We start from the raw sequence: 19,125 nt of genomic DNA, 5'->3' as shown, positions 1-19,125 counted from the left end.
ACGCGCAGGGGCCCCGCACCGGATCCGGTGCGGGGCCCCTGCGCGTACGGGCCGTGTACGGGGTGGGCCTTACTTGGCGACCTCGGCCACCGCGCGCAGGTCGCGGGTGTCGGCGGCGATCTTGTCGAGGTCGGGCTGGCCGCCGGCGTCGGACGGCATCTGCATCACGATGACCAGGCTGCTGTTGTCGGCCCAGGCGCACATGCCGACCTTGCTGTCGGTCTCGGTCATCACGCCGCACTCCATGGTGCCGCCCTTGGGGCCGGCGTCCACCGTGCGGCGGTCGGTGACGGTCGCGCCGCCCTTGCCGCCGACGCCGTTGAAGGCCTGGTCCAGCTCCTGCTTGGGCAGCAGGACCTTGCCGTAGGCCCCGGCGACGAGTATCTGCGGCTCGGACTGGGCGTTCTGGTACATGCCGGCCACGCCGGTCGGCTTCCAGTTGCCGTCGCCCTGACCGAGGCTGTCGGTCATCGCCTTCTCCATGGCGGAGGTGACCTCGCTGTCGTCGTTGCGGCTGAGGTCCTTGAAGGTGGCCGGCAGGACGATCTTCTGGGTGCCCGCGCTGCTCGCCTTGTCCCAGATGAAGTAGGCGAGCGTGCCGCCGCCGAGCACCACGACGGCGGCGATGGTCCCCAGCACGATCCAGAGCGTCTTGCGGGACTTGCGCGGCGGCGGCACCGGCGGGTACCCGCCGTACCCGGGCGCCGCCTCCGCGTACCCCGGGTAGCCGCCGGCCGCCGGCGCGCCGGGCGCGGGGTAGCCGGGCGGCGGGGCCTGCGGCGGGACGCCGCCGTAGCCGGGGTCGGCCGGCGGCGGGGTCGCCGGGTAGCCGGGCTGCGGAGGCCCGTACGGGTTCTGATCGGACATGCGAGGCCCTTTCTGGACGTCACGCGGAAATGCCGCCGGGGGCTCCGGCGGTGGGGTGCGGTGTGGGGGTTCCGGGCCGCTGCCCGGACTACTTGGCGACCTTCATGGCGTCGCGGACGGCGCGGGTCCGCTCGGCCGCCTGGGCCGGGGTGAGGGCGCTGCCGCCGGTGCCGGTGAGGCCGCCCTTGAGGAAGGTCACCCGGGCGTAGGTCGACCGGTCGGCCCAGATGCAGACCGTGGACTGGCTCTTGCCGCCCAGCAGTGAGTAGACGCCGCAGGCGAGCCGGGCGGAGGAGCTGTGGCCGTCCTGGGCGGGGAAGTCGGTCAGCGGGGTGGTCCAGGTGAGGCTGCTGCCGCCGGTCCTGGAGTCCTCGATGATCCGGTCGGGGCTGTTGAGCGTCCCGTACAGGCCGGCCACCGTCACGGCGTCCAGCGGGTCGCCGCCCTTGGTGTAGTTGGCGACCACGACGGTGAGGTCGCTGCCGTACTTGACGGCCTCCTTGGCGTCCGCCTTGGCGGGGTCGACCGCCTCCTCCTTGGCCGTCTTCTGGACGTAGCCGTCCGGGAGGGTCTGCGGGGTGGAGATCTTGTACGTGCCGCCCGGGTCGCCGTCGGAGCCGAGGAACTTCCAGGCGGCGAAACCGCCGCCGCCGAGCACCAGGGCGCCGATCACCAGGCCGGCCACCAGGCCGCCCCGGCCCTTGCGCGGGGGTGGAGGGTAGCCCGGCTGGCCGTACGGGGCCTGCGGGGGGTAGCCCGGCTGGCCGTACGGGGCCTGCGGGGGGTAGCCGGGCGGGCCGTACGGGGGCTGCGGCGCGCCGTACGGCTGCTGGGGCGGGTACCCGTACGGCTGCTGGGGGGCGCCGTGGGGCGGCTGCTGCGGCGGCGGGCCGCCGTACGGCTGGCCCCCGTAGGGCGGCTGTCCTTGCGGGTACTGCTGTCCCTGGCCGTACATCTGTCCTCGTGCTCCCCCGCCGCACCCGCGGCCGTTCCTCTGGTGTGGGTAGTTCTCCGTGCACGTCCGGTCACCTGGACGAGTGCCCGGGCACGCTACCGCACGGCACCCACACCGGGAGGGCCCGGAGGGGCCGGGCCCGCGGACCGAAAGCGGTTCGTAACCAGCGCCCGCGGTTACGTAAACTGTGCGTCGTGACCGACACGACGAACCAGCGCCCCGTGAGCACCTTTGCCGGGGACGATGCGGCAACCCTCCCGACGACCTACACCCCCGCGGACGTAGAGGGCGAGCTGTACGAGCGCTGGGTGGAGCGTGGTTACTTCACCGCGGACGCGAAGAGCGACAAGCCCGCGTACACGATCGTCATCCCCCCGCCGAACGTCACCGGCGTGCTGCACCTGGGCCACGCGTTCCAGCACACGCTGATGGACGCGCTGACCCGCCGCAAGCGCATGCAGGGCTTCGAGACGCTCTGGCTGCCCGGCATGGACCACGCCGGCATCGCCACCCAGAACAAGGTCGAGCAGCAGCTCGCCGAGGCCGGGCTGTCCCGGCACGACCTGGGCCGGGAGGCCTTCGTCGAGAAGGTCTGGGACTGGAAGAAGAGCTACGGCGGCCGCATCCTGGGCCAGATGCGCCGCCTCGGCGACGGCGTGGACTGGTCGCGCGAGCGCTTCACCATGGACGAGGGCCTGTCGCAGGCCGTCCAGACCATCTTCAAGCGGCTGTTCGACGACGGCCTGATCTACCGCGCCGAGCGCATCATCAACTGGTGCCCGCGCTGCCTCACCGCGCTGTCCGACATCGAGGTGGAGCACGAGGACACCCCGGGCGAGCTGGTCTCGATCCGCTACGGGGACGGCGAGGACTCCATCGTCGTCGCCACCACCCGGGCCGAGACGATGCTGGGCGACACCGCCGTGGCCGTCCACCCGGACGACGAGCGGTACCGGCACCTGGTCGGCCGGACCATCAAGCTGCCGCTGACCGACCGGGAGATCCCGGTCGTCGCGGACGAGCACGTCGACCCGGAGTTCGGCACCGGCGCCGTCAAGGTGACGCCCGCGCACGACCCGAACGACTTCGCCATCGGCCAGCGTCACGACCTGCCGAACCTGACGGTGATGGACGAGCGCGGCGCGATCACCGTGCACGGCCCGTTCCTCGGCCTGGACCGGATGGAGGCCCGCTCGGCCGTCGTCGGCGCGCTGCGCGAGCAGGGCCGGATCGTCGCCGAGAAGCGTCCGTACATGCACGCCGTCGGCCACTGCTCGCGCTGCCACACGGTGGTCGAGCCGCGGCTGTCGCTGCAGTGGTGGGTCAAGGTCGAGCCGCTGGCCAAGGCCGCCGGCGACGCCGTCCGGGACGGCAAGGTCGAGATCCACCCGAAGTCGCTGGAGCGCCGCTACTTCGACTGGGTCGACAACATGTACGACTGGTGCATCTCGCGCCAGCTCTGGTGGGGCCACCGGATCCCGGTCTGGTACGGCCCCGAGGGCCAGGTCGTCTGCGTCGGCCCCGACGAGCAGCCGCCGACCGGCGAGGGCTGGGTGCAGGACCCGGACGTCCTGGACACCTGGTTCTCCTCCGGCCTGTGGCCGTTCTCCACGCTGGGCTGGCCGGAGAAGACGGCCGACCTGGAGAAGTTCTACCCGACCGACGTCCTGGTCACGGGCCACGACATCATCTTCTTCTGGGTCGCCCGGATGATGATGTTCGGCCTGTACGCGATGGACGGCGAGGCGCCGTTCAAGACCGTCGCGCTGACCGGTCTGGTGCGTGACGAGTTCGGCAAGAAGATGTCGAAGTCCTCCGGCACCGCCGTGGACCCGCTGGACTGGATGGACGCCTACGGCGCCGACGCCGTCCGCTTCACCCTGGCCCGCGGCGCCAACCCGGGCGCCGACGTGCCGATCGGCGAGGACTGGGTCAAGGGCTCGCGCAACTTCTGCAACAAGATCTGGAACGCGACCCGCTTCGCGCTGATGAACGGCGCCACCGTCGAGGGCCCGCTGCCCGCGCCGGAGGAGCTGACCGCGGCCGACCGCTGGATCCTGTCGCGGCTGAACGCCACCGTCGCCGAGGTGGACGCGCTGTACGACGGCTACGAGTTCGCCAAGGTCTCGGACGCGCTGTTCCACTTCGCCTGGGACGAGGTCTTCGACTGGTACGTCGAGCTCTCCAAGACCACCCTGGCCAAGGGCGGCCCGCAGGCGGACGCCTCGCGCCGGGTGCTGGGCGAGGTCCTGGACGTCACCCTCCGGCTGCTGCACCCGGTGGTCCCGTTCGTCACCGAGACCCTGTGGACCCGGCTCACCGGCGCCGAGTCGCTGGTCGTCGCCGAGTGGCCGAAGGACAGCGGCTTCCGCGACGCCGGGGCCGAGGCCGAGGTCGCCACGGTGCAGCAGGTGGTCACCGAGGTCCGCCGGTTCCGCATCGACCAGGGTCTGCAGGACCGCCAGCGCGTCCCGGCCGTCCTGGAGCTGGGCGGTACCGCGCTGGTCGCGCACGAGGACGCGATCCGCTCGCTGCTGTGGCTGACCGCGCCCGGCGAGGGCTTCGCGGCCACCGCCTCGCTGCCGGTGGCCGGCGCCACCGTCGCGCTGGACCTCTCCGGCACCATCGACGTCGCGGCGGAGCGCAAGCGCCTCGCCAAGGACCTCGCGGCCGCCGAGAAGGAGAAGTCCCAGACCACCGCCAAGCTCGGCAACGAGGCCTTCCTGGCCAAGGCGCCGGACGAGGTGGTCGCCAAGATCCGGGGCCGTCAGGAGGCCGCCGAGGCCGACATCGCCCGGATCACCGCCCAGCTCGCGGCGCTGCCGCAGGGCTGAGCCCGCACCGGCCCGGAGGGGCCGCACTCCGCGACGCGCGGGGTGCGGCCCCTCGGCTTTTTCCGGATCGCCGCGCGCCGGTTCCGGCGCTCGGTCTCTGCGGCTAATACGCCAGCCGCTACGCCTAATAGCGCAGCAACATTGCTCCCTTCCGGCGAATATTCATCCTGGACCGGGTGAGGTCCTATTCGGAGCGAATTGATTCCGGTCTTGCCCGCGCGCGTTCGCGGAAGTTTCCAGGTCGGATGTGTACGGTGTGCACGGAGTTTCCGAAGGTGTTTCTGCTGAGCGTTCCTGCTGAGCGACGGACGGGAGGGCATGGCGTGGTGGTGACCGAGGAGTTGGCCCAGGAACTGCCTGCCGAGGCGGTCGAGGAGGCCAAGGCCAGGGCGGCGACGCTGCTGCTCGCCTTCCGGCACGGGAACCAGCTCGCTTTCGACCACGAGCTGGACCTGCTGCTGGCGGAGAACGCCGAGCGGGAGGTGGCCACCCTGCTCACCTGGATCGCCGCCGAGGCCGTCCGCAAGGCCTACGCCCCCGAGGTCGGCGACCGGGTGCTGCGGGCGATGGCCCGGCGGGCCCCGGACGACACCGCCGCGGTCCAGGTGGACGAGGAGACCGCGAGCGCGGCCCAGCTGATCGAGGCGGTCGCGGACGGCCGGGTGGCCGAGGTGCGCGGCCTGGTCGCCGCGACGGCGGACACCACCTACCTGCTCGGCGGGCTGCTGCAGGGCGTCGCGATGATGCTGCCGCTGCTGCCCGAGGGCGAACTGGCCGAGATCACCGCCGAGTTGCGCCGCCGGCACGGCGGCGCGGTGCACGTCCCGGAGGCCCGGGCCGGGGTCTGACGCCCCGGCTCGGGCGGCCCGCTCAGTTCATCGCGTGCAGATGGGCGCCGATGGTGCCGGCGACCGGACCGCCCGCCCCGGCGTCCCAGTTGGTGGACCAGGTCATCGCCCCGCCGATGCCGGGCCAGGTGGTGTCCGGCTTGTAGCTGCCGCAGTTGGTCCCGGTGGCCAGGCAGTCCAGCGCGTTGTCCACGGTGCCCGGGTCGATGTAGCCGCCGCCCGCGGCGCTGGTGGAGGCCGGCACCCCGAGGCCCACCTGGTCGGGCCGCAGCCCGCCCTTGAGCTGGATGCAGGCCAGCGCGGTGAGGAAGTTCTCGGTGCCCTGGGAGTAGACGTTGCCGTCGCAGCCGTTCATCGCACCGGAGTTGTAGTACTGCATGTTGACGATGGTCAGGATGTCCTGCACGTTCAGCGCCAGCTTGAAGTACTCCATCCCGGTCGACTGCATGTCGATGGTCTGCGGCGCCATGGTGAGGGTGAACCCGCTGCCCGCCTTCGCCGCGAGGGAGTGCAGCGCCTGCGCCAGGTAGGTCGAGCTGACGCCGTTCTCCAGGTCGATGTCGATCCCGTCGAAGCCGTAACTCTGCATCAGTGCCCAGGCGGAGTCGGTGAAGGCGGCGGCGGAGGCGGAGTCGCCCACCCAGACCGTGCCGTTCTGGCCGCCGATCGAGAGCACCACGCGTTTGCCGGCCGCCCGTTTGGCCGCGATGTCGGCCTTGAACTGGGCGTCGGTGTAGCCGCCGAGCTTGGCGGAGAGCGCGGGGTCGAGGGTGAAGCCGAGCCCGCCGCGGGTGGCGGTGGCGTCGGCGAAGGAGACCGCGATGATGTCGTAGGCGGCCGGGACGTCGCTGATCCGCTGCGGGGTGGCGCCGTTGTCGAAGTCCTGCCAGTAGCCGGTGAGGACGTGCTTGGGCAGGCCGGGCGGTCTGGTCGGGGTCGCCGTGCCGGTGGGGGAGGAACTGCCGGTGCCGCTGGGCGAGGGGCTGCCGGTGTCGGTGGCCGTCGCGCTGGGGCTCGGGGACGCCGGGCCGGTGGGGCTCTGCGAGGGCTGGGACCCGCCCGGGCCGAGCAGGGAGACGTCGTCGGCGAGGAAGGCCGGCTGCCCGTACCAGCCGTGCAGGTAGACGGTGACGCTGGTGGTGTTCGCGCCGGTGGTGAAGCCGGTGCTCAACTGGCTCCAGCCGGTGCCGCCCGGGGTCCAGGTGCTCGGGTCGGTGCCGCCGGTGCCGCGGGCGCCCAGGTAGACGTACGAGCCCTGGACCCAGGAGGTCAGGGTGTACGTGGAGGACGGCAGGACGGCGACGGTCTGGGAGCACTCGCCGGTGTCGGAGCCGGCGGGGGTGGACTGCAGGGCGTACCGGCCGGAGTGCACGGTGGCGCTCTGGACCGTCCCGTTCGCACAGGTCCAGCCGGACAGGTTCCCGGTCTCGAAGCCTCCGTTGGTGATCAGGTCGGTGTCGGCGGCGTGCGCGCCGGTGCCGTCGGCCACGGCGAGCCCGCCGAGGCCGAGCACGACGGCGCTCACTCCGGCGAGCAGGGGGTGGACGGCGCGCGGGCGCCGCGGTCGGACAGGTGGCATGACTCCAGCTCCAGTGGGGGAGGCCCGGCGGCACTGGGTGGGGGCGGTGCCGTCCGGGGTGTCGATGGTGCGTGTGCGGGAGCTACCGACAACTCAAGTCCCTGGTGGGAAAGGGGACTTGCCTCACAAGGTGGAGTAGACCAATCCGGCTGTCAAGAGGACCTACGCGGCCTGCGGCAGCGCTGTGGCGGGGCTGTGCCCGGCCAGTTCGGCGGTCAGTCCGGCGATCCGGGCCGAGGCCAGGCCGTCGCCGTACGGGCTCGGGGTGGCGGCCAGCCGGGCCAGCCGCTCGGGGGTGTCGGACAGCCAGGCGCGGGCCTGCCCGCCCAGTTCCTCGCCGGGCCGCACCAGCGCGGCGAAGCCGGCGTCCACCGCCTCCGGGCGCTCGGTGGAGCGGCGCACCACCAGCAGCGGGCGGCCGAGCACGGTGCACTCCTCCTGCACGCCGCCGGAGTCGGAGACCAGCAGCGCGGCGTGGCTCGCCAGGCCCAGGAAGTCGCCGTAGCCGACCGGCTCGGTGACGGCGAGCCGCTCCAGCAGGGCGTCCAGCCCGAAGCGCTCGACGGCGGCCCGGGTGCGCGGGTGCATCGGGAACAGCACCGGGGTGCCGGCCCGGGCGATCCGGTCCAGCTCGGCCAGCACCGCGCCGAGCGCCTCGGCGGTGTCGGTGTTCTCCGGGCGGTGCACGGTGGCCAGCACGTAGGCGTCCGGGCGCAGCCCGTGCGCGGCGAGCAGTGCGGCGCGGGTGGCCTCGTCCGGCAGCTGACGGCGGACCACCTCGACGACGGTGTTGCCGGTGAGCTCGATCCGCCCGCCGTCGAGGGACTCGGCCCGCAGGTTGGCGACGTTGTCCTCGGTGGCGGCGCAGAGCAGGTCGGCGACGTGGTCGACCATCACCCGGTTGTGCTCCTCGGGCATCGCCCGGTCGTAGCTGCGCAGCCCGGCCTCGACGTGCACCAGCGGGATCTCCCGGGCGTTGGCGGCCAGCGCCCCGGCGAGGGTGGCGTTGGTGTCGCCCTGGACGACGACGGCGGCGGGGCGGTCCTGGGCGAAGGCGGCGTCCAGCTGGCCGAGGGATTGGGCGATCTGGCCGGCCCGGGGGCGGCCGCCGACGCCGGTGAGCAGTTCGGGCTCCGGCAGGTCGAGGTCGCGCAGGAAGCGGCCGGACATCGCCTCGTCCCAGTGCTGGCCGGTGTGGACCAGGCGGGTGGCGTCGCCGAGCTCGTGGATCAGCGGGGCGAGCTTGACCAGCTCGGGGCGGGTGCCGAGGACGACGGCGACGCTGTTCGGGGGCAGGCACATGCTCATGGGGAGGCTCCGGTGGGGCGGCGGCGGGTGGGGGAGGTGCGGGGCGCGGTGGGGCGGCTCAGGACTCGAGCGCGGTGGGGGCGCCGACGGCGACCTTCTCGGCGTTGCGCCGGGTCTTGGCCCAGCCGTTGCGGCCGAGCAGCAGCCGGACGGCGGCCCGGACGGCGACCACGAAGAGGTGGTAGGCGTACAGCCAGACCAGGACGCCCCAGAGCAGCCCGGTGAGCCGGCTGCGGTCGGGGTGGACGGCCGTGCGGTAGGCGAAGCCCCAGAACACCATCGGCAGCGTGGCGAGCGCGAAGGCCAGCAGCATCCACGGGCCCCAGCGGAGCTGGAACTCGGCGGTCTCGGCGGGGAAGAGCACCAGCCCGGCGGTGGTGATGGCGAGCGAGAGCGGGAGGAGCAGCACCAGCAGCACGCAGACCACGGGCTGGAGGAAGGTGTACAGCACCTCGGCCTTGCCGGCCGGCGTGTAGTGCGGGGAGCGCAGGATCCGGCCGGTGTAGCGCAGGCACTGCATGTTGCCCTGGGCCCAGCGGGTGCGCTGGGTGAGGAAGCGGCGCAGCGAGATCAGACCCTCCTGGGAGACGCTGGTCTCGGTGACGTGGGTGAGCCGCCAGCCGGCCAGCCGCAGGTCGAGGCCGGACTCGTAGTCCTCCAGCAGGGCGCGTTCGGGCCAGGGGCGGCCGGCCCGGCCCTCCTCGGCGGTGAGCGAGTCGAGGGCGGTCAGCCGGACGAACTGGCCGTTGCCGCCGAGGCCGACGCTGCCGGTGCGGCGGCGCAGCAGCTGCATGCCGGCGTTGTTGGCCTGGAACTCGACGTCCTGCATCCGGACCAGGGCGCGGGCGAGGGCGTTGGCGGTGCGGCCGCGACCGGGCAGCGGGCGTTCGTCGTCGGCGTTGCGCATCCGGACGCCGATCTGCACGGCGCCGGTGTCGGGGCGGCCGAGGGCCTTGGGGTTGCAGACCTGGCCGAGGGTGCCCGGGTCGAGCTGCCCGTCGGCGTCGACCACGCCGATCACCACCCGGGAGCGGTCGGTGCCCTCGGGCAGCCGGGCGGAGATCTCCCGGTAGGCGGCGTTGAGCGCGGCGCCCTTGCCGATCCGGGCGTGCGGGCGGCGGCGCTGGACGAGGTGGATCCGCGGGTCGCGGGCCGCGGCGGCGAGCACCAGCTCGCGGGTGGCGTCCTCGCTGTCGTCGTCGATCACCCAGAGGTGGGCCTCGGGCGCGCCGGCCCGCAGGCCGTCCAGGGTCTGGGTGACCACGGCCTCCTCGTCGCGGCAGGGGATGACCAGGTGCCACTGGAAGGCGGCGGGGTCGCCGGGGTGGGCGGGGCGGCCGTGCTTGAAGGCGTGGCGGGAGCCGGCCCAGTACACGAGGAAGCGTCCGAAGACGAAGGCCATGTAGCCGACGAGCGCCAGGGAGATCAGTCCGGCGAACCAGACGACGGCGTCCTGGCGGAGCACGATCCAGTCGTGCAGGGCGTCGGGCATGGCGCAGTGCTCCTTGTGATCAAAGGTTCGCGGCTCCTCGTGGTTGCGAATCGATGCTCCATTGCGGTTCAAATCGCCAAAAAGATAGTAAAGGGAGGAAACTAGATGATCATGGCAAAGTACGGGCAAAGTGGTCGTTCTCACCTCGGCCACCGCCCCGGCGGCCGCTCCGCCGCCACGCCGCCGCCACCCCCGCCGTCACCCCGTGAGGACGGACCGCCGACGCTCCGTAGACTGTGGTCGTGAGCGACAAGGCCGACCCGAACCCGTACACCCTCCGCCCCGCCGACGGCGAGAGCGGCGACGCCCTGCGCGACGTCGAGCTCGAACTCTCCAAGCGCTGGCCGGAGAACAAACTGGAGCCCTCGCTCGACCGGATCGAGGCGCTGATGGACATCCTGGGCCAGCCCCAGCGGGCCTTCCCGTCCATCCACATCACCGGCACCAACGGCAAGACCTCCACCGCCCGGATGATCGAGCAGCTGCTCAACGCCTTCGAGCTGCGCACCGGGCGCTACACCAGCCCGCACGTGGAGAGCGTCACCGAGCGGATCAGCCTGGACGGCGCCCCGATCAGCCCCGAGCGCTTCGTCGAGGTCTACCGCGACATCGAGCCCTACGTGCAGATGGTCGACGCCGCGCAGCCCGTCCCGATGTCCTTCTTCGAGGTGCTCACCGGCATGGCCTACGCCGCCTTCGCCGACGCCCCGGTGGACGTCGCGGTGGTCGAGGTCGGCATGGGCGGCTCCTGGGACGCCACCAACGTCATCGACTCCGCCGTCGCCGTGATCACCCCGATCGGCCTCGACCACACCGACAAGCTCGGCGACACCACCGGCGAGATCGCGGTCGAGAAGTCCGGGATCATCAAGTCCGGCGCCGTCGCCGTGGTCGCCCAGCAGCAGCTGGACGCCGCCGAGGTCATCCTGCGCCGGGCCGTCGAGGTGGACGCCACGGTCGCCCGCGAGGGCATGGAGTTCGGCGTGATCCGCCGGGAGCTCGCCGTCGGCGGCCAGCTGGTGACGCTGCGCGGCCTCGGCGGCGAGGAGTACGAGGACGTCTTCATCCCGCTGCACGGCGAGTACCAGGCGCACAACGCGGCACTCGCCCTGGCCGCGGTCGAGGCCTTCTTCGGCGTCGGCGGCGCCCGCGGCGGGCAGCTCGACGTGGACAAGATCCGCCAGGCCTTCTCCGGCGTCTCCTCGCCGGGCCGCCTGGAGGTCGTCCGCCGCAGCCCCACGATCATCCTGGACGCCGCGCACAACCCGCACGGCGCCCGGGCCACCGTCGCCGCGATCACCGAGTCCTTCGGCTTCACCCGCCTGGTCGGCGTGATCGGCACCTCCGGGGACAAGGACGTGGCCGGCGTGCTGGAGGCCTTCGAGCCGATCCTGGCCGAGGTCGTCATCACCCGGAACTCCACCCACCGCGCGATGGACGTGGACGCGCTCGCGGCCCTCGCCGTCGAGGTCTTCGGCGACGACCGGGTCCAGGTCGAGCCCCGGCTCGACGACGCCATCGCCGCCGCCGTCACCCTGGCCGAGGAGGAGGGCGACCTCGGCGGCGCCGGGGTGCTGGTCACCGGTTCGGTCATCACGGTGGGCGAGGCCCGCCTGCTGCTCGGGAGGAAGTGACATGAGGACGCTCTGTGCCTCGACGCTGATCGGCGAGGCCCTGCTGGTGCTCTTCGCCGCGCTGGTCGCGATGCAGCTCTCCAGCGTCTCGACGGCCACGGTGTGGATCGTCAGCGGCATCGCGATGGCGCTCTGCATCGCGCTCTGCGGCATGATCAACCGCCCCGGGGCGGTGCAGATCGGCTGGGCCCTGCAGATCGGCCTGATCGCCAGCGGCTTCGTGCTGCCGACCATGTTCGGCCTCGGTGTGGTCTTCGCCGGCCTGTGGTGGTGCTCGGTGCACTACGGCCGCAAGGTGGACGAGTTCAAGGCCGCCCGCGCCGCCGCCGAGGCGCAGGCCGTCTGACCGCGGGCCTGCGGAACCGACCGGTCGTTCACGCAAGGTAACCTCTGCCCCATACCGCATGCCGCACCAAATCCCCAGGAGACGCACCGTGTCCCAGCGCACTCTCGTCCTGCTCAAGCCCGACGCCGTCCGCCGCGGCCTGGCGGGCGAGATCATCAGCCGCATCGAGCGCAAGGCCGGCTGGCAGCTGACCGCCGTCGAGCTGCGCACCTTCGACCGGGAGACCCTGGAGACGCACTACGCCGAGCACGTCGGCCGCCCGTTCTACGAGCCGCTGCTGGAGTTCATGACCTCCGGCCCGTCGATCGCGATGATCGTCGAGGGCGAGGAGGTCGTGAAGGGCATCCGGATGCTGGCCGGCGCCACCAACCCGCTGGAGGCCGGCTCCGGCACCATCCGCGGCGACTACGCGACCATCACCCGCGAGAACCTGATCCACGCCTCCGACTCCCCGGAGTCCGCCGAGCGCGAGATCAAGATCTTCTTCCCCGCGAACGCCTGACCCGTCGGGCGACACGCCCGACAGGACGTTCGTGCCGCCCCGGTCGGGACCATTGGCCCGGCCGGGGCATTCTTATCGTGAAATAGGGAACTGAGGACGCCGACACGGCGTCCCAATCCTCGGAGAAGCGATCACGCTCCGGACAATGGACGGTATGCCCCGCGTCGATGTCCGTGCCGTGCGGCGTGACTACGATGGACGCGACTCAAGGGCCCGGTCAGGCAGCTCAGCTGGTCTCCGCCCACGCGTGGGCGCGCATCCGTCCACCCCCCAAGAACTCCGAGCCCGGGAAGGCACCCACACCCCATGGCGAGCAACCTGTCGTTCATCGGCCGCGACTTGGCGATCGACCTCGGAACAGCCAACACGCTGGTGTACGTCAGGGGCAAGGGGATCGTCCTCAACGAGCCGTCCGTCGTCGCGGTCAACACCAACACCGGCGGCATCCTGGCGGTCGGCGCCGAGGCCAAGAAGATGATCGGGCGCACGCCCGGCAACATCGTCGCCATCCGCCCGCTCAAGGACGGCGTGATCGCCGACTTCGAGATCACCGAGCGGATGCTGCGCTACTTCATCCTCAAGATCCACCGCCGCCGCTACCTCGCCCGCCCCCGGGTCGTGGTCTGCGTCCCCTCCGGCATCACCGGCGTCGAGCGCCGCGCCGTCATCGAGGCCTCCTCGCAGGCCGGCGCGCGCCAGGTGCACATCATCGAGGAGCCGATGGCCGCCGCGATCGGCGCCGGACTGCCCGTCCACGAGGCCACCGGCAACATGGTCGTCGACATCGGCGGCGGCACCACCGAGGTCGCCGTGATCTCCCTCGGCGGCATCGTCACCGCCCAGTCCATCCGGGTGGCCGGCGACGAGCTGGACAACGCGATCGTCCAGCACATCAAGAAGGAGTACTCGCTCCTCCTCGGTGAGCGCAGCGCCGAGCAGATCAAGATGAGCATCGGCAGCGCCTACGGCCTGGAGGGGGAGAAGGACGAGCACGCCGAGATCCGCGGCCGCGACCTGGTCAGCGGCCTGCCCAAGACCGTGGTCATCTCCGCCGCCGAGGTCCGCGCCGCCATCGACGAGCCGGTCAACTCGATCATCGACGCGGTCAAGACCACCCTCGACCAGTGCCCGCCCGAGCTGGCCGGCGACGTCATGGACCGCGGCATCGTGCTCACCGGCGGCGGGGCGCTGCTCCGCGGCCTGGACGAACGGCTGCGCCGCGAGACCGGCATGCCGATCCACATCGCCGAGAACCCGCTCGACTCCGTCGCGCTCGGCTCCGGCAAGTGCGTCGAGGAGTTCGAGGCGCTCCAGCAGGTGCTGGACGCTTCGCCGCGCCGTTAGCACCACGACGACACATCCGACACTCAACTGAACGGGCCGCCGCCCGGGCCCCACAGCCCCGGGCGGCCGCCAGGTACGAAGGGGCAGTACCAGCATCGTGAGGGACACACGAGAGAGTCGGCTGCTGCTCATCCTGCTGGTGGCCGTCGCCTTCGCGCTCATCACCGTGGACATCAAGGGCGGGGAGGACTCCCCGCTCGGCCCGGCCCGGCACGCGGCGGCCAGCGCCCTCGGCCCGGTCGAACGCGGCGCGGCCACCATCGTGGACCCGGTCGCGGACACCGTCCGCGCCTTCCGCGACGCCGCCACCGACAGCGGCCGCAGCGACCAACTCGCCCGCGAGAACACCGAACTGCGGCAGAAGCTCGCCTCCTCCGACATGGCCACCGGCCGCACCAAGCAGCTGGACGACCTGCTGCGCACCGCCGGGGCCGGCGGATACACCGTCAAGGCCGCCCAGGTCATCGCGATCGGCCCGGCCCAGGGCTTCTCCTGGACCATCACCATCGACGCCGGCAGCGACGACGGCCTCACCCGCGACATGACGGTCATCAACGGCCAGGGCCTGGTCGGCCGGATCACCACCGTCGCCCCCACCACCGCCACCGTGCTGCTCGCCTCCGACCCCGGCTTCTCGGCCGGCACCCGGCTGGAGGGCAGCGGCGAGATCGGCTTCGCCTCCGGCGGCGGCGACAGCCCGATGAAGGTCTCCCTGCTCAACGGCAAGGCCCAGGTCAAGGCCGGCGACCGGCTGGTCACCTTCGGCTCGCAGAGCGGCCGCCCGTTCGTGCCCGGCGTCCCGGTCGGCAAGGTCACCGAGGTCCAGGCCAACGCGGGCCAGCTGACCAAGACCGTCCTGGTCGAGCCCTTCGTCCAGTTCACCCGGCTGGACCTGGTCGGCGTGGTGGTCGTGCCGCCGCGCACCGACCCGCGCGACGCCGTCCTGCCGCCCGCCCCCACCCCGGGGCAGGGCCAGGCCCCGACCGCGCCCGCCGCCCCGCCCGCCAAGCCCACTGGGGGGAACTGAGCCATGCGCCTCGCCCGCATCCCCGTCTCCGCCGCACTGATCCTGCTCGGCCTGATCCTCCAGGTCAGCGTCTTCGGCCGGCTCCAGCTCCCGGGAGCCACCCCGGACATACTGCTGCTCGTCGTGGTCGGCCTGGCCATGGTCTACGGGCCGACCGGCGGCTGCCTGGTCGGCTTCTCGGCCGGCCTGCTCGCCGACCTCGCCCCGCCCTCCGACCACGCGATCGGCCGCTACGCGCTGGTGCTCTGCCTGATGGGCTACGCCGCCGGGCTGCTGCGCCCCGACCACGGGCGCCAGCGCTCCGTCTCCAGCGCGCTGCTGGTGGTCGGCGCCGCCGCGATCGCCTCCACCCTGCTGTACGCGACGGTCGGCGCCCTGGTCGGCGACACCGCGGCCCGGCACGTCGGCCTCGGCGGCCTGGTGATCAGCGCGCTGCTCTACGACCTGCTGCTGGCCCCGTTCGTGGTGCCGCTGGTGATGCTGCTCGGCCGCCGCTTCGGGCGCGACCCGGTGGCCGCCGCCAGCGACGACGACGAGGGCGGCCCGGGGCTGGGCTCGCTGGCCCGCTACCGCACCACGCGCGAGGCCTCCAGCGGCCCGTCGTACAAGAAGCGGCGCATGCCGGGCTTCGCGCGGCGCCCGTAGCCGACGCCCGCAGCCGTCGGGCGCGGCCCGTCGGCCGCGGCCACCGGCCCGTCCGGTCCCGGACCTCCTGACCCTTCCGCACCCCTGGAGCGCACGAGACGTGAGCAACATCCCCGAGACCGGCCGTACCCGGCGGGTGACGATCCGTCTGGTGGTGCTGCAGATCCTGGTGCTGTCGCTGCTCGCCACCCTCGGCGGACGGCTCTGGTACCTGCAGATCCGCAGCGCCAAGGAGTACACCGCCAAGGCGACCGGCAACCACATCCGCGAGGTGGTCGAACCGGCCGTCCGCGGCGAGATCCTGGACGCCTCCGGGCGGATCCTGGCCGGCAACGAGGCCCGGCTGGTGGTCTCCGTCAGCCGCACGTCGCTGCTCCAGCAGAAGGACGGCGGCAAAGGCGTGCTGGGCCGGCTGGCCGACGTCCTCGGGATGCCCGCCAAGGACGTGCAGGAGAAGGTCCGGCTCTGCGACGCCAAGACCCAGCAGCCCTGCTGGAACGGTTCTCCCTACCAGCCGATCCCGGTCACCAAGGAGGCGACCACCCAGCAGGCGATGCAGATAATGGAACGCCGCGAGGACTTCCCCGGGGTCACCGCGCAGCCGACCGCCGTCCGCCGCTACACCGGCGCCGAGGGCGCCAACCTGGCCCAGGTGCTCGGCTACCTCTCGCCGGTCACCGACGACGAGGTCAGCAAGACCGCCGACAAGAGCGGCCTGGACCGCTACCTGCCGGCCGACCAGATCGGCCGGGCCGGCCTGGAGTCGGTGTACGACCGGGACCTGCGCGGCACCGCCGGCATCACCAAGCTGGAGGTGGACAACCTCGGCCGGGTCATCGGCACCGCCGGGACGGTCGCCCCGCAGACCGGCGACAACCTGGTCACCAGCATCGACGCCCGGGTCCAGAAGGTCACCGAGGACAACCTGGCGCAGGCCATGGCCGACGCCCGGAAGACCTTCGACAAGGTCACCAACCGCAACTACGAGGCCGACTCCGGCGCCGCCGTCGTGATGGACGTGCACACCGGGCGGATCGTCGCGATGGCCAGCGCCCCGACCTACGACCCCAACCTGTGGGTCGGCGGCATCAGCGGCAAGGACTACCAGTCGCTGACCAGCAAGGACTCCAACTTCCCGCTGCTCAACCGGGCCATACAGGGTCAGTCCGCCCCCGGCTCGACCTTCAAGGTCGTCTCCACCACCGCCGCCGTCGAGGCCGGCTACTCGCTGGACGGCACCTACCCGTGCCCCAAGAGCCTGACCATCGGCGGCCGCGAGTTCAAGAACTTCGAGAGCGAGAACTTCGGCTCCATCTCCCTGGAGAAGGCGCTGGAGGTCTCCTGCGACACCGTCTTCTACGGCCTGGCGTACGACCAGTGGATGAAGGACGGCGGCATCAAGCCGAAGAAGGACCCGGGCGACTTCTTCTTCAAGACCGCCCACCAGTTCGGCCTCGGCGCCAAGACCGGCATCGACCTGCCGGCCGAGGTCCCCGGCCGGGTGCCGGACCGGCAGTGGAAGCAGTCCTTCTACGACAACAACAAGGACGCCTGGTGCGCGCAGGCGCAGAAGGGCGGCACCAGCTTCTCGGACCAGATCGCCAAGGAGAACTGCGTCGACGGCTACCAGATGCGCGCCGGTGACGCCGTCAACTTCGCGATCGGCCAGGGCGACACCCTCGTCACCCCGGTCCAGATGGCCCGGATCTACTCGGCGCTGGCCAACGGCGGCACCTTCTACCGGCCGACCATCGCCAAGGCCGTGATAAGCCCGAGCGGGGATCTCGTCCGCGAGATCGCCCCGCACGAGGACGCCAAGTTCCCCGGCAGCGACAAGCTGCTCAGCTACATCGACCAGGCCACCGCGGGCGTCATCACCAGCGGCACCGCCTCCTGGAAGTTCGCCCAGGCCGGCTGGCCGCAGAACAAGATCGAGCTGCACGCCAAGACCGGCACCGCCGAGGTCGAGGGCAAGCAGACCACCTCCTGGCTGACCACGTACAGCAAGGACTACGCCGTCGTCATGACGATCAGCCAGGGCGGCACCGGCTCCGGCGGCTCCGGCGACGCCGTCCGCCGGATCTACCAGGCGCTGTACGGCGTGGACGACAAGGGCAACATCGACAACAGCAAGGCGCTGCTGCCCGCGCCGCAGGGCGACCTGCCGAAGTTCAACCCGGACGGCACTGCGATCATCAAGCCGGCCTCCTACGGCACCGCCCCGGCGCAGGGCCCCGCGGCCTCGGCTCCGGTGCAGGGCCCCGCGGCCGTGGCGCCGGCGCTGCTGGACGCCGCCTCGGCACAGGCGCTGTCGGCGCCCGCGTACCTCCAGGGCGGCGGCGGGCCGGCGACGGCCTTCCTGGACCCGGCGCCCCCGGCCGACCACCCGGCGCCGTACACCGCGGTCGACGCCGCGCTCGAACCGAACCGCCCGGGAAGGGGACGGGCATGACCTCCTACGGCTCGTACCGGCAGCTGCGGCTCAGCCCCCAGCGCAGCGGGGTCTCCAAGGCCCTCGCCAAGGACTCCCCGATCTGGCGGCTGGACTGGATACTGCTGCTGGCCGGGCTGGCCCTCTCGCTCGGCAGCTCGCTGCTGGTCTGGTCGGCCACCCGCGGGCGCGACAACCTCACCCACGGGGACCCGCAGTACTTCCTCTACCGGCACCTGACGAACTTCGTGATCGGCCTGGTGCTGTGCGCCGTGGTGATAGCGATAGGAGCACGGCGGGTCCGCACCCTGGTGCCCTTCGTCTACGTCGGGGTGCTCCTGCTGCTGCTGGCGACGCTCAGCCCGCTCGGCTCGACCGTCAACGGCGCCCACTCGTGGATCCAGCTCGGCGGCGGCTTCTCCGTCCAGCCCGCCGAGTTCGCGAAGATCGCCATCGTGCTGTCGATGGCGGTCGTGCTCTCGGACCAGGTGGACGCGGGGGAGCGCGAGTTCCCCTCGCACCGCGCGGTGTTCCGGGGCCTGCTCTGGGCCTGCCTGCCGATGGGCCTGGTGCTGCTGATGCCGGACGCCGGGTCGGTCATGGTGATGTCCGCGATCGTGCTGGGCATCCTGCTCGGCTCCGGCGCCGCCAACCGCTGGGTGCTCGGCATCCTGGCGGCCGGCGTCGGCGGGAGCATCGCGATCTGGAAGCTCGGGCTGCTCAGCCAGTACCAGATCGACCGCTTCGCCGCCTTCGCCAACCCCCAGCTCGACCCCAACGGCGTCGGCTACAACACCGCCCAGGCCCGGATCGCGATCGGCTCGGGCGGGCTCACCGGCAAGGGGCTGTTCCACGGGACGCAGACCGTCGGGCAGTTCGTGCCGGAGCAGCAGACCGACTTCGTGTTCACCGTGGCCGGCGAGGAGTTGGGCTTCGTCGGGGCGCTGGCGATCATCGCGCTGGTCGGCGTGATCCTCTGGCGGGCCTGCCGGATCGCCCGCCAGGCGACCGACCTGTACGGCACGATCGTGGCGGCCGGGGTGATCGCCTGGTTCTCCTTCCAGGCCTTCGAGAACATAGGGATGTGCCTGGGCATCATGCCCGTCGCGGGCATCCCGCTGCCCTTCGTCTCCTACGGCGGCTCGTCGATGTTCGCGGTCTGGATCGGCATCGGGCTGCTCCAGGCGGTGCGCAGTCAGCGGCCGATAGCGGCCTGAGCGGTAGGCGGCCGGGGCGGGCGGCGGCCCGAGTCGTCGGCCTCGCGCGGAAGGGCCGGTCCGGGATCTCCCCGGGCCGGCCCTTCCGCCGTCGTC

General features: G+C 72.2%; 15 protein-coding genes. 10 read left to right on the top strand and 5 right to left on the bottom strand.

Annotated features, from left to right (window positions below; genetic code table 11):
* Nucleotides 1-69: 69 nt before the first annotated feature.
* Both AB0O91_RS21485 and AB0O91_RS21480 read right to left on the bottom strand, forming a co-directional pair.
* Entirely contained in the window at nt 70-867 is a 798-nt protein-coding gene (locus AB0O91_RS21485; RefSeq protein WP_363435560.1) for a hypothetical protein, read from the bottom strand.
* Between the two features lie 88 nt (nt 868-955).
* Nucleotides 956-1,822, bottom strand: coding sequence for a hypothetical protein (locus AB0O91_RS21480; protein WP_363435557.1), 867 nt, complete (start codon nt 1,820-1,822; stop codon nt 956-958).
* A 194-nt stretch (nt 1,823-2,016) separates the two neighbouring features.
* On the opposite strand from AB0O91_RS21480, the gene AB0O91_RS21475 reads away from it, so the two are divergent.
* Nucleotides 2,017-4,656: a valine--tRNA ligase gene (locus AB0O91_RS21475; RefSeq protein ID WP_363435554.1), complete on the top strand. Its 2,640-nt coding sequence runs from the start codon at nt 2,017-2,019 to the stop codon at nt 4,654-4,656.
* Nucleotides 4,657-4,979: 323 nt separating this feature from the next.
* Complete coding sequence (locus AB0O91_RS21470) at nt 4,980-5,504, top strand: hypothetical protein (RefSeq protein WP_363435552.1); 525 nt, start codon at nt 4,980-4,982, stop codon at nt 5,502-5,504.
* 22 nt (nt 5,505-5,526) lie between these two features.
* Here AB0O91_RS21470 and AB0O91_RS21465 read toward each other — a convergent pair whose 3' ends face one another.
* From AB0O91_RS21465 to AB0O91_RS21455, 3 genes are all read right to left on the bottom strand, one after another.
* Nucleotides 5,527-7,083: a glycosyl hydrolase family 18 protein gene (locus AB0O91_RS21465; RefSeq protein WP_363435549.1), complete on the bottom strand. Its 1,557-nt coding sequence runs from the start codon at nt 7,081-7,083 to the stop codon at nt 5,527-5,529.
* 162 nt (nt 7,084-7,245) lie between these two features.
* Entirely contained in the window at nt 7,246-8,391 is a 1,146-nt protein-coding gene (wecB, locus tag AB0O91_RS21460; protein ID WP_363435546.1) for a UDP-N-acetylglucosamine 2-epimerase (non-hydrolyzing), read from the bottom strand.
* Nucleotides 8,392-8,449: 58 nt separating this feature from the next.
* Nucleotides 8,450-9,883 (bottom strand): glycosyltransferase family 2 protein, encoded by a 1,434-nt coding sequence (locus AB0O91_RS21455; RefSeq protein ID WP_363435543.1) that lies wholly within the window; start codon nt 9,881-9,883, stop codon nt 8,450-8,452.
* Nucleotides 9,884-10,125: 242 nt separating this feature from the next.
* On the opposite strand from AB0O91_RS21455, the gene AB0O91_RS21450 reads away from it, so the two are divergent.
* The 8 genes from AB0O91_RS21450 to rodA all read left to right on the top strand — a co-directional run bounded on the left by AB0O91_RS21450 (nt 10,126) and on the right by rodA (nt 19,029).
* A complete protein-coding gene (locus tag AB0O91_RS21450; protein ID WP_363435541.1) occupies nt 10,126-11,517 on the top strand; it encodes a folylpolyglutamate synthase/dihydrofolate synthase family protein in 1,392 nt (463 codons plus the stop codon).
* Nucleotide 11,518: 1 nt separating this feature from the next.
* The gene (locus AB0O91_RS21445; RefSeq protein WP_363435538.1) at nt 11,519-11,863 is read left to right on the top strand and encodes a DUF4233 domain-containing protein; all 345 of its coding nucleotides are present in this window, start codon (nt 11,519-11,521) and stop codon (nt 11,861-11,863) included.
* 88 nt (nt 11,864-11,951) lie between these two features.
* Nucleotides 11,952-12,365, top strand: a complete 414-nt coding sequence (gene ndk, locus AB0O91_RS21440) for a nucleoside-diphosphate kinase (protein WP_350505447.1) — start codon at nt 11,952-11,954, stop codon at nt 12,363-12,365.
* A gap of 318 nt (nt 12,366-12,683) precedes the next feature.
* Nucleotides 12,684-13,709, top strand: coding sequence for a rod shape-determining protein (locus AB0O91_RS21435; RefSeq protein WP_030283777.1), 1,026 nt, complete (start codon nt 12,684-12,686; stop codon nt 13,707-13,709).
* Between the two features lie 97 nt (nt 13,710-13,806).
* The gene (gene mreC, locus AB0O91_RS21430) at nt 13,807-14,736 is read left to right on the top strand and encodes a rod shape-determining protein MreC (RefSeq protein WP_363435535.1); all 930 of its coding nucleotides are present in this window, start codon (nt 13,807-13,809) and stop codon (nt 14,734-14,736) included.
* A gap of 3 nt (nt 14,737-14,739) precedes the next feature.
* The gene (gene mreD / locus AB0O91_RS21425; protein WP_363435532.1) at nt 14,740-15,381 is read left to right on the top strand and encodes a rod shape-determining protein MreD; all 642 of its coding nucleotides are present in this window, start codon (nt 14,740-14,742) and stop codon (nt 15,379-15,381) included.
* Nucleotides 15,382-15,481: 100 nt separating this feature from the next.
* The gene (gene mrdA, locus AB0O91_RS21420; protein WP_363435529.1) at nt 15,482-17,833 is read left to right on the top strand and encodes a penicillin-binding protein 2; all 2,352 of its coding nucleotides are present in this window, start codon (nt 15,482-15,484) and stop codon (nt 17,831-17,833) included.
* Complete coding sequence (gene rodA / locus AB0O91_RS21415) at nt 17,830-19,029, top strand: rod shape-determining protein RodA (RefSeq protein ID WP_363435526.1); 1,200 nt, start codon at nt 17,830-17,832, stop codon at nt 19,027-19,029. The genes mrdA and rodA overlap by 4 nt, the downstream gene beginning before the upstream one ends.
* The last annotated feature ends 96 nt before the right edge of the window (nt 19,030-19,125 follow it).

Origin of the sequence: Kitasatospora sp. NPDC089797, from assembly GCF_040684795.1 — a bacterium.
Lineage (GTDB): Bacteria > Actinomycetota > Actinomycetes > Streptomycetales > Streptomycetaceae > Kitasatospora.
Note: the sequence above shows the minus strand (reverse complement) of the source record. Positions and strands in the feature narration are given on the sequence as shown.

Excerpts from the sequence above, each read along its gene's own strand:
- AB0O91_RS21485 (WP_363435560.1), bottom strand. The coding sequence starts at position 867 with ATGTCCGATCAGAACCCGTACGGGCCTCCGCAGCCCGGCTACCCGGCG.
- AB0O91_RS21480 (WP_363435557.1), bottom strand. The coding sequence starts at position 1,822 with ATGTACGGCCAGGGACAGCAGTACCCGCAAGGACAGCCGCCCTACGGG.
- AB0O91_RS21465 (WP_363435549.1), bottom strand. The coding sequence starts at position 7,083 with ATGCCACCTGTCCGACCGCGGCGCCCGCGCGCCGTCCACCCCCTGCTC.
- wecB (WP_363435546.1), bottom strand. The coding sequence starts at position 8,391 with ATGAGCATGTGCCTGCCCCCGAACAGCGTCGCCGTCGTCCTCGGCACC.
- AB0O91_RS21455 (WP_363435543.1), bottom strand. The coding sequence starts at position 9,883 with ATGCCCGACGCCCTGCACGACTGGATCGTGCTCCGCCAGGACGCCGTC.
- AB0O91_RS21445 (WP_363435538.1), top strand. The coding sequence starts at position 11,519 with ATGAGGACGCTCTGTGCCTCGACGCTGATCGGCGAGGCCCTGCTGGTG.
- mreD (WP_363435532.1), top strand. The coding sequence starts at position 14,740 with ATGCGCCTCGCCCGCATCCCCGTCTCCGCCGCACTGATCCTGCTCGGC.
- rodA (WP_363435526.1), top strand. The coding sequence starts at position 17,830 with ATGACCTCCTACGGCTCGTACCGGCAGCTGCGGCTCAGCCCCCAGCGC.